Source organism: Marinobacter sp. W-8, from assembly GCF_044342215.1.
GTDB classification, from domain to species: Bacteria; Pseudomonadota; Gammaproteobacteria; order Pseudomonadales; family Oleiphilaceae; genus Marinobacter; species Marinobacter nauticus.
In genome coordinates, this window is the sequence record NZ_CP172297.1 from 3,758,957 (window position 1) to 3,773,283 (window position 14,327).

Genomic DNA, 14,327 nt, shown 5'->3' on the forward strand with positions numbered 1-14,327 from the left:
GGCCGGGAGCCAGAAAATGAAAAACAGAGCCGGAAGACTCAGTATGGGACAGGGAGGCAACAAACTGGTTGCCGGCCTGATCGCAGCGCTGATTGCACTTACCGTCCTGCTCGTTGTGGTACTGTTCATCATTAACCAGGACAGTCAGCACGACCAGCAGTACATCGCCAACACCGCGGAAATGCGGGTACTCTCCCAGGAGATCGCGAAGAACGCGACCGAGGCCGCAGGTGGTACCGCCGAGGCCTTCGACCAACTCCGTCGTTCGCGGGATGAGTTCCAGCAGCTCTGGACCAACGTGACCGAGGGCAACCCGGAAACCGGCCTCCCGCCCAGTGAACTGGCCCAGCAAAGTGGCGTACAGGAACATTGGAACACCGTTCGTGAAAACGCCGACAGCATCCTCTCTACCCGTGATGCGGTACTCGGCCTGCACGAAGTAGCACGCACCCTGAACGAAACCATTCCCCAGTTGCAGGTGGAATACGACGACATCGTTCAGATTCTGCTGGATAACGGTGCCCCTGCCGAACAGATCTCGCTGGCCCAGCGTCAGTCGCTGCTGGCAGAGCGTATTGTCCGCTCCGTTAACAACGTACTGTCCGGTGACGAAGACGCCGTTATCGCGGCCGACCGTTTCGGCCGCGATGCCAGCCTGTTCGGCCGGGTTCTTGACGGCCAGCTCAACGGCAATCCCGCCATGGGCATCTCCCGCGTAGCGGACGAAGACGCCATCTATGGTCTGGAAGCGGTTGACGAGCTGTTCCAGTTCGTTTCCCAGAACGTAGACGCGATCCTTGAAGCCTCTCCCGACCTCTTCAAGGTTCGTACCGCCGCAAGTGACATCTTCCAGAACTCCGAGAACCTGCTGGCCGAACTGTCGACTCTGGCCGACAACTTCGCTACCCAGTCCAGTTCCCGTCTGATCAGCCCGACCCTGGCCTTCGCGATCCTGGCCGCCATGGTTGCGATTGTTGTCTTTATCGGTCTTGCCCTGTACCGCGACGCCCAGGAGCGTCTGGCCACCACCCAGGAGCAGAACGAACAGAACCAGAACGCGATCCTGCGACTGCTGGACGAACTGGCCGACCTGGCCGATGGTGACCTGACCACAGAGGCCACGGTAACCGAGGACTTCACCGGTGCCATCGCCGACTCCATCAACTACGCGATCGACCAGATGCGCGGCCTGGTACAGGCGATTCGTGGTACTGCGGTACGAGTAGCTTCCGCCGCCCAGGAAACACAGGCCACGGCCATGCACCTGGCCGATGCATCCGAGCACCAGGCCCAGGAAATTGCCGGCGCCTCCGCTGCGGTTAACGAGATGGCCGTGTCCATCGACCAGGTATCCTCGAACGCTGCCGAATCCTCCGCGGTTGCGGAGCGGTCGGTTGCGATCGCGAAGAAAGGCGCGGAAGTGGTACAGAACACCATTCGCGGCATGGACAACATCCGGGAGCAGATCCAGGAAACGTCCAAGCGGATCAAGCGTCTGGGTGAATCCTCCCAGGAAATCGGTGACATCGTATCCCTGATCAACGACATTGCCGACCAGACCAACATCCTGTCCCTGAACGCGGCAATCCAGGCCTCCATGGCCGGTGACGCGGGCCGGGGCTTCGCGGTCGTTGCGGACGAAGTTCAGCGCCTGGCGGAACGTTCCTCTGCAGCAACCAAGCAGATCGAAGCCCTGGTTAAGACGATCCAGTCTGATACCAACGAAGCGGTTATCTCCATGGAACACACCACCGCCGAGGTGGTCCGTGGTGCCCGACTGGCCCAGGACGCGGGTATCGCCCTCGAGGAAATCGAGAACGTATCCATGTCCCTGGCGGAGTTGATCCAGAACATCTCCAACGCCGCCCGTCAGCAGTCATCCTCTGCGGCGCACATTTCCAACACCATGAACGTTATCCAGGAAATCACCTCCCAGACTTCCTCAGGTACCAACGCTACCGCGAAGTCTATCGGTAACCTGGCAGAAATGGCCTCCGAGCTGCGGTCCTCCGTTGCCGGCTTCACCCTGCCGGATGAGGAAATGGCCAATCAGGAAGAAGAGGAAAACAGCGACGTACCGGTGGTCAGCTGATCACCGGCCCGGGGCAGATGACGGTCTATGGCGCATACGCATAACCAACTGTCACCCGCCGAAGGCATCTGGTCACTGCGCCGTCTTCCGGATATGGACGACGCGCAGTTCAGCCAGTGGCAGACTTTGCTGGAGCACCGCACCGGCATAACCCTGACCACCGAACGGCGCTCATTTCTGGAAACCAATCTTGGCATCCGGATGCGCGAAATCGGTTGCAGCAGCTACCAGGCCTATTACGAGAAAATCGTATCCGGCCCGGATGCTGTCAGGGAGTGGGCCACACTGGTAGACCGGCTCACTGTTCAGGAAACCCGGTTTTTCCGGGACCCGGACGCCTTCCGGCTGGTGGCGGATTATGTGCTTACCCGTCCCCGTGAACAGTTCAGGAAGCGGGCCCTGGAGGCCTGGAGTGTTGGCTGCTCCACCGGCGAGGAGCCTTACACACTCGCGATGATCCTGAACGAGGGCATGGCTCAGTTGGGCGTGCAACCGCTCTTCGGCGTAACCGGCTCGGACATCAGTCAGCCGGCCATCGAAAAAGCGCGCCAGGGCCGGTTTAATGCCCGCAAGTTGCTGGGAATGGAAGAAGACCTGAAAGCCAGGTATTTCCGGCCCTCGGAGCGGAATACCGTAGAAATTGTGAACAGCATCCGTGACCGGGTGTGCTTTACCAGGCTCAATGTTCTGGATCTGGATAAAGCCCCCATGCACGGGATGAACATTATCTTCTGCCAGAACCTGCTGATCTACTTCCGTCGCTGGCGCCGACGGGAGATCGTCAAACGGCTCGCAGAGCGTCTGGCACCGGGGGGGTTACTGGTGCTTGGCCAGGGTGAACTGACCGACTGGCAGCCACCGGGCCTGCAGAGGGTTCCCTCGGAACATGTACTGGCGTGGATCAAGCGCCAGTCCGACGAAGAATAACCGGAGTGGTTATGGGCAATCACCATGACAGCATCGCCCTCGACTGGGTTCGGGGAGAGATACAGGACACGCTGACCCAGGGCCAGCATGCACTTGAGGCGTATGTCGAGAATCGCGACGACACTGCGCGCCTGCGCTTCTGCCTGAATTACCTCCACCAGGTACACGGTACCCTGCAAATGGTGGAACTCTACGGTGCGGCACTGCTCACCGAAGAGATGGAAAAACTGACCCAGGCCATTCTCAACGAAACCGTGACCAGTGTTGACGATGCCGTCAACGTGCTGATGCAGGCCATCCTGCAGCTGCCACAGTATCTGGAACACATTGGCAGCAGCAGTGATGACTTTCCCATGGTTCTGCTGCCGCTGCTCAACGATCTCCGGGCCGCACGGGGCGAATCCCTGTTGTCCGACACCTCCCTGTTCAAGCCGGATCTCTCTGCCTCACAGATGAAGGTCAGCGGCAAGGTGTCTGAACGCCTGCACGATCCCAAAGTCCTGGGCCACCTGCGCAAGCTGCGCCAGATGTACCAGTTTGCCCTGGCCGGCGTGGTTCGCGAGGCGGACCTCGACGCCCATTTCGATTACATGCAGAAGGTAATCCAGCGGTTGGTGCGCCTGTGCCAGAAAACGCCCCGGGGCGAACTCTGGAAAGCGGCCAGCGCCTTTGTCGACACTCTGCAAGCCCGGGTCAACCCGGTGAACACCGCCGTCAAATCCCTGCTCAGGGAACTGGATTCCGAGATCCGCCGGCTCACCGACGAACATGCGGATATCCTTCAGCAGCCGGTTCCGGAAGCGCTGTTCAAACACCTGTTGTATTACGTCGCCCGCGCCCGGGATCTCGATCGCCCTCAGGTTCAGGCGCTGCGTCAGGCCTATCAGCTGGATAGCGCCCTGCCCTCGGAAGACGACGTGGATGCCGCCCGCAACCGGGTATCCGGTCCAGGCCGGGACGCCATCCACTCCGTGGTCAGTGCCCTCAACGAAGAACTGGCTCGACTGAAAGATCAGCTTGACCTGTTTGTGCGGGCCGAATTTCGTCAGAACAGCGAACTGGACGAGTTACTGCCCGGCCTGCGTCAGGTTGCCAACACCCTGGCCGTTCTTGGTCTTGGCATTCCCCGGAAGGTCGTCACCGAACAGATTGAACTGGTAGAAAAACTCTGCCAACAGGCCGAAGTGGTCGACGACGGCACCCTGATGGACATTGCCGGTGCCCTGCTTTACGTAGAGGCCAGTCTGGCTGGTCTCGACAGCGAGCGACGCCCGGAACAGTCGTCCGGCTCGGCCGAGGAAGCCTCCGCCATCAACATGGGCTCCCGTGAACTCGGAGAGGCCAGCGAAGCACTGATCCGCGAATCCCGGAATACCCTGGAGCAGGTTAAATCCGCCATCGTTAATTTCATTGCCTCCCAGTGGGATGCCCGTGAAATCGAACACGTACCCGGACTCCTGCACAGTATCCGTGGCGGTCTGAGCCTGGTGCCACTGGATCGCGTTGCCGATATGCTCGCCTCAGCCGAGCGTTACGTCACCGACGTATTGCTCAGCAACAAACAGGTTCCGGACTGGAAACAGCTCGACACCCTGGCCGATGCCGTTACCAGTATCGAGTATTACCTGGAGAGACTGGCAGATGGCATCAGCGATAACGACGCTATCCTGCGCGTGGCCGAAGACAGCCTCGCCAGTCTCGGCTTCCCGGTCGGACAGGAGCCCACCTGGAGCCTGACGGAAGAAACCGAAGAGGCCCCGGCTGAAGTAACCGTGGCTGAAGAACCTGAGACCAGCGCCGAAGAGACCAGTGCACCAGAGGCCAAAACCTCTGATGCCGAACTGCTGGATGATGAAATCCTCGGCATTTTTGTTGAGGAAGCGGAAGAAGTTCTGCAGACCATCCACGAGTTCTATCCGAGGTTGCGCCAGGATCACGACGATCGCGAAGCTCTGACTGAAGTTCGCCGGGCTTTCCATACCCTTAAAGGCAGTGGCCGCCTGGTCGGCGCCACCAGCATTGGCGAACTGGCGTGGTCGGTGGAAAATCTGCTCAATCGGGTCATCGATCAGACCATCAAACCGACCGATGACATGTTCACCCTGGTGGACCAGGTCAACGCCCGTATTCCTTCCCTGATTGAGGACTTCCGGAACGGCGAGACCAGTGGCGACGTCAACGAGCTGATTGAACAGGCTGAAGCGCTGGCAACTACCCGACGCGCAGAAACCGGACCGGCTGCCGAAGAGACCACAGGCGAAGCAGAAACTGCAGACGAGGCCGCCGCCGAGCACGAAATCGAAATTCCCGAAACACCCGCTACCGCGCCAACGAGCGAAGTTGAGGAAGCGGACGACAGTGACGATCTCATTGATGACGAAATCCTCGAGATCTTTATTGAGGAAGCTGGCGAGGTACTCGACACCATTCGCGAATACCTGCCTATGCTGCTACGTCAGCACGATGACCGCAGTGCCCTGGCAGAAGTTCGGCGGGCCTTCCATACCCTGAAAGGCAGTGGCCGGATGGTTGGCGCTACCGTGATCGGGGAGCTGGCGTGGTCGGTCGAGAACATGCTGAACCGGGTGATCGACGGCAGCGTGTTCATGAATGATGATATTGCCCAGCTGCTTCAGGATGTCACCGATTCGGTGCCGGCGCTGGTCACCGATTTTGAGAAACGCCAGGCGCCGAGCCTGAACACCTCTGCCATGGAGGCGCGGGCCAATGCCCTGGCCAATGGCGAAATTCCCGATGCCACAGCCATGCCGCTGGTGGACACCGACACAGAGTCTGCAGAGGAAACAACGGCGGGTACCGTCACTCCGGAAGACAGCATTGAGTATGATGCCCTGCCCGGAGAAGACGAAGTGGATCCGGTGCTGCTGGATATCTTCGAGAACGAAACCGAAACCCATCTGCAGACCATCAAGGAGTACCTGGAGTCTGCGGGCGACAAAGCTACCGCCGCCTACACGGACGATCTCTCTCGGGCGTTGCATACCCTGAAGGGCAGTGCCAACACCGCCGGTATCGCGCCAATTGCGGAAGTCATTACGCCGCTTGAGCGCTTTATCAAAGAATCCCGGGCCCAGAACAAACGGGCAGACCGCGACGTACTGGCGCTGATCAGTGATGCGGCGGGCTTCCTGACTCAAGGGCTTGCCCAGATTCGGGAGAATCCCCAGGCACCGCTGGCAGGCACCGACGAGTACCTTGAGCGCCTGCACCAGGTGTGTGAGCAGACACTCACCAGCCATGCCCAGACAGACGACGAACAACCCGCCAGGAAGTCATCGTCACAGCTGGTACAGCTGTTCCTGGGTGAAGGCCTGGATATCGTTCTGGATGCCGAAAGCATTCTCGATCGCTGGTCTGAAAACCCGCAGCAGGACGAGGCACTGGCAACCCTCCGTGCCGAACTGGAGCAACTGACCCAGGGTGCGACGGACGCCAATCTGCCCGATGTTGCCGAACTGGCCGCCGCTTTGACCCGCACCTACACCGCCATTTCAGAGCAGGGCCTGCCGCCGGGCGATGATGTATTCCAGACCCTGCGCGCCGGCCATGAGCAGTTGATTAACATGATGGATCAGGTGGCGGCCGGGCTGGCTACTGAACCCAGCCAGGAACTGATTCAGGAACTCGAGGCGCTGGCACAGGCAACCGCAGCCGAGCCCGCAGAACCGGATGAGTTCGAGCAGCAGTTCACCGACGACCTGGAAGAGATCGACCTCAGCCTGGAAATGGATGAACTGGAGCAGGCAACAGAAGAACCTGAGCTGACAGAAACGCCGCCACTGCCTGAAACGTCTGAAGACGATCAGGCCATGGACGACGAGCTGGCAGCAATCTTCCTGGAGGAAGCCCGCGACCTGATTGACAGCACCGCGGAAGCCCTGCACAGCTGGAGCGAGGACACATCAAACCTGGACCTCCTGCGGTTGCTCCAGCGTGACCTGCACACCCTCAAGGGTGGCGCCCGACTGGCCGACATTCCGGCCGTGGGTGATCTGTCCCACGAACTGGAAAACCTGTTTGAAGGACTGACCGAGCAGAAATTCTCGATCAATGACACTCTGTCTGACCTGTTGTTCCGCTGCCATGACCGGCTTGCCGGCATGGTCGAGGCACTTGAAGCCAGTGAGCCGCCGAGGCACGCGCCGGATCTGATCACCGAGATTCATGCCTACATCGATGGCGCCCGTGGCACTCGCCCGGTAACCGATGTACACACCGACGACTCGGCAGAACCGGAAGACGAAGAGCTGACCCTGCCGGAGCCGGAGCTCGAGGAAAGCACCGAAGAAACTGCAGGTGCAGAGGAGGAAGAGCTCCAGGCCACCGATCTGTCCCATCTGGACCCGGAACTGGTGGGCATTTTCCTGGAAGAAGCCTACGACCTGATCAACTCAACCGGCAGTGCCCTGCATACCTGGAGCGAAGACCCCTCGAACCGGGAGGTTGCTGCCGAACTGCAGCGTGATGTGCATACCCTCAAGGGTGGCGCCCGCATGGCCGGAGTCGAGGCCATCGGCGATCTCACTCACGTGCTTGAGGATCTGTTCGAAAAAGTGGCCGAAGGCCAGCTTGAAGCCAGCGGTCAGATGACCGACTTGCTGTTTGCCTGCCACGACCGCCTGGCCCAGATGGTAGAGCAGGTGGCGACCCAGAAGCCGTGCCCGCCAGCCGAAGAACTGGTGCATCAGGTTCAGGCCATTCTGCGCGGCGAATCCCTGCCTTCGGAGGAACCGCCGCAGTCAGAGCCGGGTGAGCCCGACGTTAGCGAACTGGAAGAACTGGAAATCAGTGAACAGCCGGCGGCGGAATCCGAAGAATCCGCGTCCAGCCTCAACGAGAGCCTGGAGGACGCCACCGACGACGATCTGGTTGGCATCTTCCTGGACGAAGGCCTGGAAATCCACGAGGCCATTACCGAATGCCTCGACCAGTGGCGCGAGGAGCCGGAGGAGCTGGCGGGCATTACCCGCCTGCAACAGGAACTGCACACCCTGAAGGGCGGCGCGCGACTGTCGGATGTCGACCCGATTGCGGATCTGGCCGAAGCCTGGGCCGACGCCCTGGACCAGCTGATTGCCGGCGACCGGGACCAGTCGGCCATGCTTGGCCTGAGTGACCGCGCCGCGGCCAGCCTGAAATCCATGCTTGATGCGCTGGAAGACAGTCGCAAGCCCGATGCCGATGCGGCCCTGATCGACGCGTTGCGCACTACCGCACCAGCGGAGGACACATCCGGAACAGAATCGCCACAGCCAGAAACGGCTGAAGCGGACTCCGTGGATCCGGAAGTGCTCGAAATCTTCCTGGAAGAAGCTGGCGAAATCATGGACCAGCTGGAGCAGCTACTGGATGACTGGCGTCGTGAGCCTGCCAATGAGCACTTCAACCGGGAAGCACAACGGGCATTGCATACCCTCAAAGGCGGCGCCCGTCTGTCCCAGCTCTCCGAGCTTGGCGACAAAGCTCATGCTTTCGAGACCCGCCTGATTGATCTGGGCGGTAACGCGCCAACCGAGGAGCAATGGCAGGCCATCACCGGCGATCACGATGCCATCATCGCGCTGGTGGCGGATATCCGCAAACGCTTTGAATCCGGCGCACCGGCACCTGCCGCGCAGCCGGAAAAAGCACCCGAACCGGTTCGCGAAGAACCCGCGCCGGTGCCAAAGGCCACCACTGCGGAGCCAGCCCCGACCAAACCGGTTCCGGCACCTGCGAAACCGGAGAAATCCGCGGCCCAGGCACGCAAAAAAGCGGCCGATGCACAAAGAGCCGCCCAGGAAACCATTCGGGTATCGGCACCGCTGCTGGATGAGCTGGTTAACCTGGCCGGTGAAACCAGTATTACCCGGGGTCGCCTGGAACAGCAGAGCAGTGATTTCAGTTACACCCTGGACGAAATGGCCGCCACCATCGAACGTCTGCGTGAGCAGCTGCGGCGCATGGATATCGAAACCGAAGCGCAGATCCTGTTCCGGGCCGAGCAGGAGCATGGGCCGGATTACGGCGACGATTTCGATCCGCTGGAAATGGACCGCTACTCCTCCATCCAGCAGCTGTCACGGGCCCTGAGCGAATCCACTTCGGACCTTGCTGATTTGCGTGAAACCCTGTCCGAGCGGGTTCGGGACACCGAAACCCTGCTGGTTCAGCAATCACGGATCAATACGGAACTCCAGGAAGGTCTGATGAAGACCCGGATGATTCCGTTCTCCTCCATGGTGCCCCGTCTGCGCCGCATCGTGCGCCAGATCAGTGGCGAACTCGGCAAGAAAGTCGATTTCGACGTGCGCAATGCTGAAGGGGAAATGGACCGGAACATTCTGGAGCGGATGGTCGCGCCGCTGGAGCACATGCTCCGCAACGCACTGGACCACGGCATCGAAACGCCGGAAGACCGCACCAAGGCAGGAAAACCGGCCACAGGTGAAGTGGTTCTGTCCCTGACCCGGGAAGGCGGTGATGTGGTGTTGAGGATGATGGACGACGGTAAAGGCATTCCGTCCGACGTTATCCGCGACAAGGCCGTTCGCCAGGGCCTGATGCGCGCCGACGAAGACCTCTCGGAAAGGGAAATCCTGCAGTTCATTCTGCAGCCGGGCTTCTCCACCGCCCAGCAGGTTACCCAGATTTCCGGTCGTGGTGTGGGCATGGACGTGGTTGCCAGCGAAATCAAACAGCTCGGCGGCAGCCTAGACATCGATTCCGCCCTGGGCCGTGGCACCACCTTCACCGTACGCCTGCCGTTCACCGTGTCGGTCAACCGTGCATTGATGGTGTCCACCGGGGAAGACTTCTACGCCATCCCGCTCAACACCATCGAAGGTATTGTCCGGGTCAGCACCTACGAGCTGGAAGAGTACTACAAGCCAGATGCCCCCATGTACGAGTATGCCGGCCAGCAGTATCGCCTGCAGTACCTGGGCAGCCTGCTCAACAGTGACCACCAGCCCAAGCTTCAGGGCCAGGCCCTGCCGCTGCCGGTCATTCTGGTGCGCGGCGCCGAGCAGCCCATGGCTCTGCAGGTGGACCAGTTGATGGGTAGCCGTGAAATCGTGGTTAAATCCCTCGGGCCGCAGTTCAGTTCCGTCCGGGGCGTTTCCGGTGCCACCATTCTCGGTGACGGCAACGTGGTCGTGATTCTCGACTTGCCGGCGATGATCCGCTCCGACATCCTGTCCGAACGTCAGCGTCTGGCGAACCTGGAAAAGGCTCGGGACAGCGCCCGCTACGAGGAAAAAGCCACGACGGTTATGGTGGTGGACGACTCCGTTACGGTGCGCAAGGTGACGTCCCGTCTGCTGGAGCGCAATGGCATGGAAGTGGTGACCGCCAAAGATGGTCTCGACGCCGTTGCCCAGCTTCAGGATCATCGGCCGGACATCATCCTGCTCGATATCGAAATGCCCCGCATGGATGGTTTTGAAGTGGCCAGCTTTGTGCGCCACGACGACAACCTGAAAGATACGCCGATCTGCATGATCACCTCGCGGACAGGCGAGAAGCACCGGGAACGTGCGCTGGCCATCGGGGTCAACGAGTACCTTGGCAAGCCGTTCCAGGAAACCGAGCTGCTTGACACTATCAAGCGGCTGACCGGGAACCGGTGATGGCCGGCCCTAACGGCCGGCCTGGCGTCGGGATTGTGTCCGATGTGGTGCTGCAACGGCATCGGCTGCAGGCGGCGACCGGAAAATTTGGCCTGGACGTCAGGTTCTCCGGAGACCCGGAGCGGCTGATGGACTACCCGGCGTTTCCGGACGCAGCCCTCTGGCTGGTGACCCTGGAAGACGAAGCGGATCACCCGGCACTGTTCGAGCATCTGCTGGAGAACACAGAAGCGCCGGTGCTGTTCGGCCTGGACCAGGCTCCCAAGCCCGGCACCACGGAATACTTCCGTTGGGAACGCCGACTGCTCGACAAGCTGGAAAAGCAGCTCGGGCATCTGGAGCAGCTGGATACCGCCAACGACATTGAAGAGCTGGCCGAGACCACGCCAGATGCGGTGGACGCGCCTACGCTGCCACACTGGATAACTCCGGCGGCGCCGGGTTCGGTGGCTGAGGAAATCTGGATTCTCGGAGCCTCGCTGGGCGGTCCTGCAGCGGTGAAGACCTTTCTCGATCACCTGCCGCCAAGGCTACCGGTCGGGTTTATCTATGCCCAACATATTGATGGCAATTTTACCGAAGTCCTCACCCGGGTTCTGGGCCGGCACGCCCATTATTCGCTGAAACGGGCCGAGGAGGGCTATCGGGTACGCAACGGCGATGTGGTGCTGATGCCGGTTGAAAGAGAGTGGTCCTTTGATCGCCAGGGCCAGCTGACGGAACTGAATAATCCCTGGCCGGGCCCTTATGGCCCATCGATAGATCAGGTGTTGCTGAACGTGGCGGATCACTATGGCAAACACTGTCATGCCATCCTGTTTTCCGGCATGGGCAACGACGGCGCTATCGCTGCACCCATGCTCAAGGCCTATGGCAGCCGCATCTGGGTTCAGGAAAGCACCAGTTGTGGTAATAGCTCCATGCCCGATTCGGTGGCCGCCACCGGCTGCACCAGTTTCTGTGGCACTCCGGAGCAACTGGCCAGGGAACTGGTAAAAGTCATTGAGAACAACTGCCTGCTCAAGGGCCGGCAAAAACGGGATTCCGCCTGAGGTAACAAGCAATGAGTGAAAACAGCCAATCCCTGTCCTGCGTCATGATACCGGTCTTGGACCGCCAGCTCCTGCTGCCCAACGTCTCCATTGCTGAGGTGGTGGATTTCAACAGCAACGATGCCGGCGCCAATACACCGGACTGGCTGGCCGGGTTCCTGGACTGGCGCGGGCTCACACTGCCGGTCATTTCCTACGATGCCGCCAACGGCAACAAGCTCACCATCCCTGGTGACAACCGTGGCCGCATCATTATCCTCAATACCATCGGCCCGAATCACCAGAGCACCCCGTTCATGGCCCTGGTCACCCAGGGCATTCCCAGCCAGGCGCGCCTGATGGAAGAACAGATCCGACAACTGGACGGCGACCCCGGCCCTGCGGATCTGATGCAGGTGGAAGTAGACGGCGAGCCAGCCTGGATCCCGAATCTGGAATACCTGGAATCCCTGGCCGTCGACGCACATCACTGAGCCTCCGGTCGGCATGGCGTGGCCGCCAGCAAATGTTATAATGTTGCAAACTTTGCAGGATCCACGCCATGCCGGAACGCGCACTTCCCTACCGTCCCCATAACCATCAGGCCTGTGTCGCCCAGGCACTGTCCGATGCCCGCACGATTTGCCGCGATGAAAACGCCCGTCTGACGCCGATCCGGGAACGGGTACTGGAGCTTATCTGGCAATCCCACAAGCCGCTGGGCGCCTACGATATTCTGGCCAAACTGTCCTCGGATGGACACAACGCCGCCCCCCCCACGGTCTACCGGGCCCTGGACTTTCTGCTTCAACATGGACTGGTTCACCGGATTGCCTCGCTCAACGCCTTCGTCGGCTGTGCCCATGCCGGTGAACATCATCGCGGTACTTTTCTGATCTGCCGACAGTGCGGCACGGTCCTGGAACTGGCCATGCCGGAACTCAATCAGGCCATCGAATCCGCGGCGCGCGCGGAAGCCTTCCTTCCTGACGACGTTACCCTGGAAGTGGCTGGCCTCTGCCCCCGCTGTCAGGGGGAGCAAACGAATGACTGAGCCCCTGGTCCGGCTAGAACAGGTCACGGTGGCATTTGACGACCGGCCGGTGGTTGATCGGGTCAACCTGACCGTGAGCCGGGGCGACATCGTCACTATCATCGGCCCGAACGGTGCCGGCAAAACCACGCTGATCAAAACCGTACTGGGGATTCAGCGGGCGACCAGCGGTCAATTATCGGTGGCGCCCGGCATGGTGATCGGTTACGTACCCCAACACCTGACTCTGGAGCCTACTCTGCCACTGAGTGTCCGGCGCTTCATGCTGCTCAGCAGGCGTGCACTGGCAGACTGCAAGGCAGCGCTGGAAAGGACCGGGGTCGCGCACCTGCTGGATGCGTCCGTCCACCACCTGTCCGGCGGCGAAAAACAACGGCTGCTGCTGGCCCGGGCACTGGCCCGGAAACCCGATCTTCTGGTGCTGGACGAACCCGCCCAGGGGGTCGATATCAATGGCCAGGCCACACTCTACGATCTGATTCGCCAGCTTCGGGATGAGCTGCACTGCGGTATCATCATGATCTCCCATGATCTGCATCTGGTGATGGCGGCCACAGACCGGGTTATCTGCCTTAATCAGCACGTATGTTGCAGCGGATATCCGGAGGATATTTCCCAGGACCCGGCTTTTGTGGAAACCTTCGGTCATCAGGTTGCCGAGTCTCTGGCGGTCTATCACCACCATCACAACCATCGCCATAACCTCCATGGCGATGTGGTCTCTTCCACGGACGCCCACGAAGGTTGCAGCCATGACCATCATTGATGCGGTGCTGGGCGACTTCTTCTGGCGGGCGCTGCTCGGCGGCCTGGGCGTGGCTTTGGTGGCCGGTCCCCTTGGCTGCTTCGTAGTCTGGCGTCGCATGGCCTATTTTGGAGATACGCTGGCCCATTCGGCCCTGCTGGGCATCGCGCTTAGTTTTCTGATCAGCGTGCCTTTGAATCTGGGTGTAGTGATCACCTGTGTGCTCATTGCGCTGGCCCTGGTGCTGCTATCCCGGACCCGCACCCTGGCTACCGATACCCTGCTCGGCATCCTGGCGCACAGCGCGCTGGCCATTGGCCTGGTCACCCTGAGCTTCATGCCGGATGTCAGGGTGGACCTGACCGGCCTGCTGTTTGGCGATCTGCTGGCCATGACCCGACAGGATCTGGTCTGGATCTACGGTGGCGCCGCCTTTGTCCTGTCTTTGCTGGCGCTGCTCTGGCGCGGCCTGCTGATGAGCACCATTCATGAGGAACTGGCACGGGTAGAAGGGATTCCGGTGGAACGCCTGCGGCTGGCGTTGATGCTGATGTTTTCGCTGGTGATTGCGGTGGCCATGAAGATTGTCGGCGTCCTGCTGATTACCGCCCTGCTGATTATTCCGGCCGCAACCGCACGCCGACTGGCCCACAATCCCGAACACATGACCGCCCTGGCAGTGGTCTTCGGGGTGGTGGCGGTGTCCGGCGGACTGACCCTGTCCTGGTACCTGGACACGCCGGCCGGACCATCGGTGGTGGTCACTGCATTTCTGGTGTTCCTGATGGTGTATGCAGGTGCCCGCCAGAGCCGGCACTGACCGTCCGCGCCACCAGTCAGCACAGGG

8 protein-coding genes are annotated in these 14,327 nt (G+C 60.6%); all 8 read left to right on the forward strand.

Annotated features, from left to right (window positions below):
* Window positions 1-16: 16 nt before the first annotated feature.
* The 8 genes from ACF8YQ_RS17460 (at window position 17) to znuB (ending at window position 14,300) form a co-directional block, all read left to right on the forward strand.
* Window positions 17-2,092, forward strand: a complete 2,076-nt coding sequence (locus ACF8YQ_RS17460; protein ID WP_011787173.1) for a methyl-accepting chemotaxis protein — start codon at window positions 17-19, stop codon at window positions 2,090-2,092.
* A gap of 27 nt (window positions 2,093-2,119) precedes the next feature.
* Window positions 2,120-3,019 (forward strand): protein-glutamate O-methyltransferase CheR, encoded by a 900-nt coding sequence (locus ACF8YQ_RS17465; RefSeq protein ID WP_011787174.1) that lies wholly within the window; start codon window positions 2,120-2,122, stop codon window positions 3,017-3,019.
* A gap of 11 nt (window positions 3,020-3,030) precedes the next feature.
* On the forward strand, window positions 3,031-10,650 hold the full coding sequence (locus tag ACF8YQ_RS17470; protein WP_396622140.1) for an Hpt domain-containing protein: 7,620 nt from the start codon (window positions 3,031-3,033) through the stop codon (window positions 10,648-10,650).
* The gene (locus ACF8YQ_RS17475) at window positions 10,650-11,702 is read left to right on the forward strand and encodes a chemotaxis protein CheB (RefSeq protein WP_396622141.1); all 1,053 of its coding nucleotides are present in this window, start codon (window positions 10,650-10,652) and stop codon (window positions 11,700-11,702) included. Before ACF8YQ_RS17470 ends, ACF8YQ_RS17475 begins: the two co-directional genes overlap by 1 nt.
* Before the next feature lie 11 nt (window positions 11,703-11,713).
* A complete protein-coding gene (locus tag ACF8YQ_RS17480) occupies window positions 11,714-12,175 on the forward strand; it encodes a chemotaxis protein CheW (protein ID WP_396622142.1) in 462 nt (153 codons plus the stop codon).
* 68 nt (window positions 12,176-12,243) lie between these two features.
* Window positions 12,244-12,735 carry a Fur family transcriptional regulator gene (locus tag ACF8YQ_RS17485; RefSeq protein WP_396622143.1) on the forward strand — a complete coding sequence of 164 codons (492 nt, stop codon included), beginning with the start codon at window positions 12,244-12,246 and terminating at the stop codon, window positions 12,733-12,735.
* Window positions 12,728-13,501, forward strand: a complete 774-nt coding sequence (znuC, locus tag ACF8YQ_RS17490; protein WP_396622144.1) for a zinc ABC transporter ATP-binding protein ZnuC — start codon at window positions 12,728-12,730, stop codon at window positions 13,499-13,501. Before ACF8YQ_RS17485 ends, znuC begins: the two co-directional genes overlap by 8 nt.
* Window positions 13,488-14,300, forward strand: a complete 813-nt coding sequence (gene znuB, locus ACF8YQ_RS17495) for a zinc ABC transporter permease subunit ZnuB (protein ID WP_041655189.1) — start codon at window positions 13,488-13,490, stop codon at window positions 14,298-14,300. Before znuC ends, znuB begins: the two co-directional genes overlap by 14 nt.
* The last annotated feature ends 27 nt before the right edge of the window (window positions 14,301-14,327 follow it).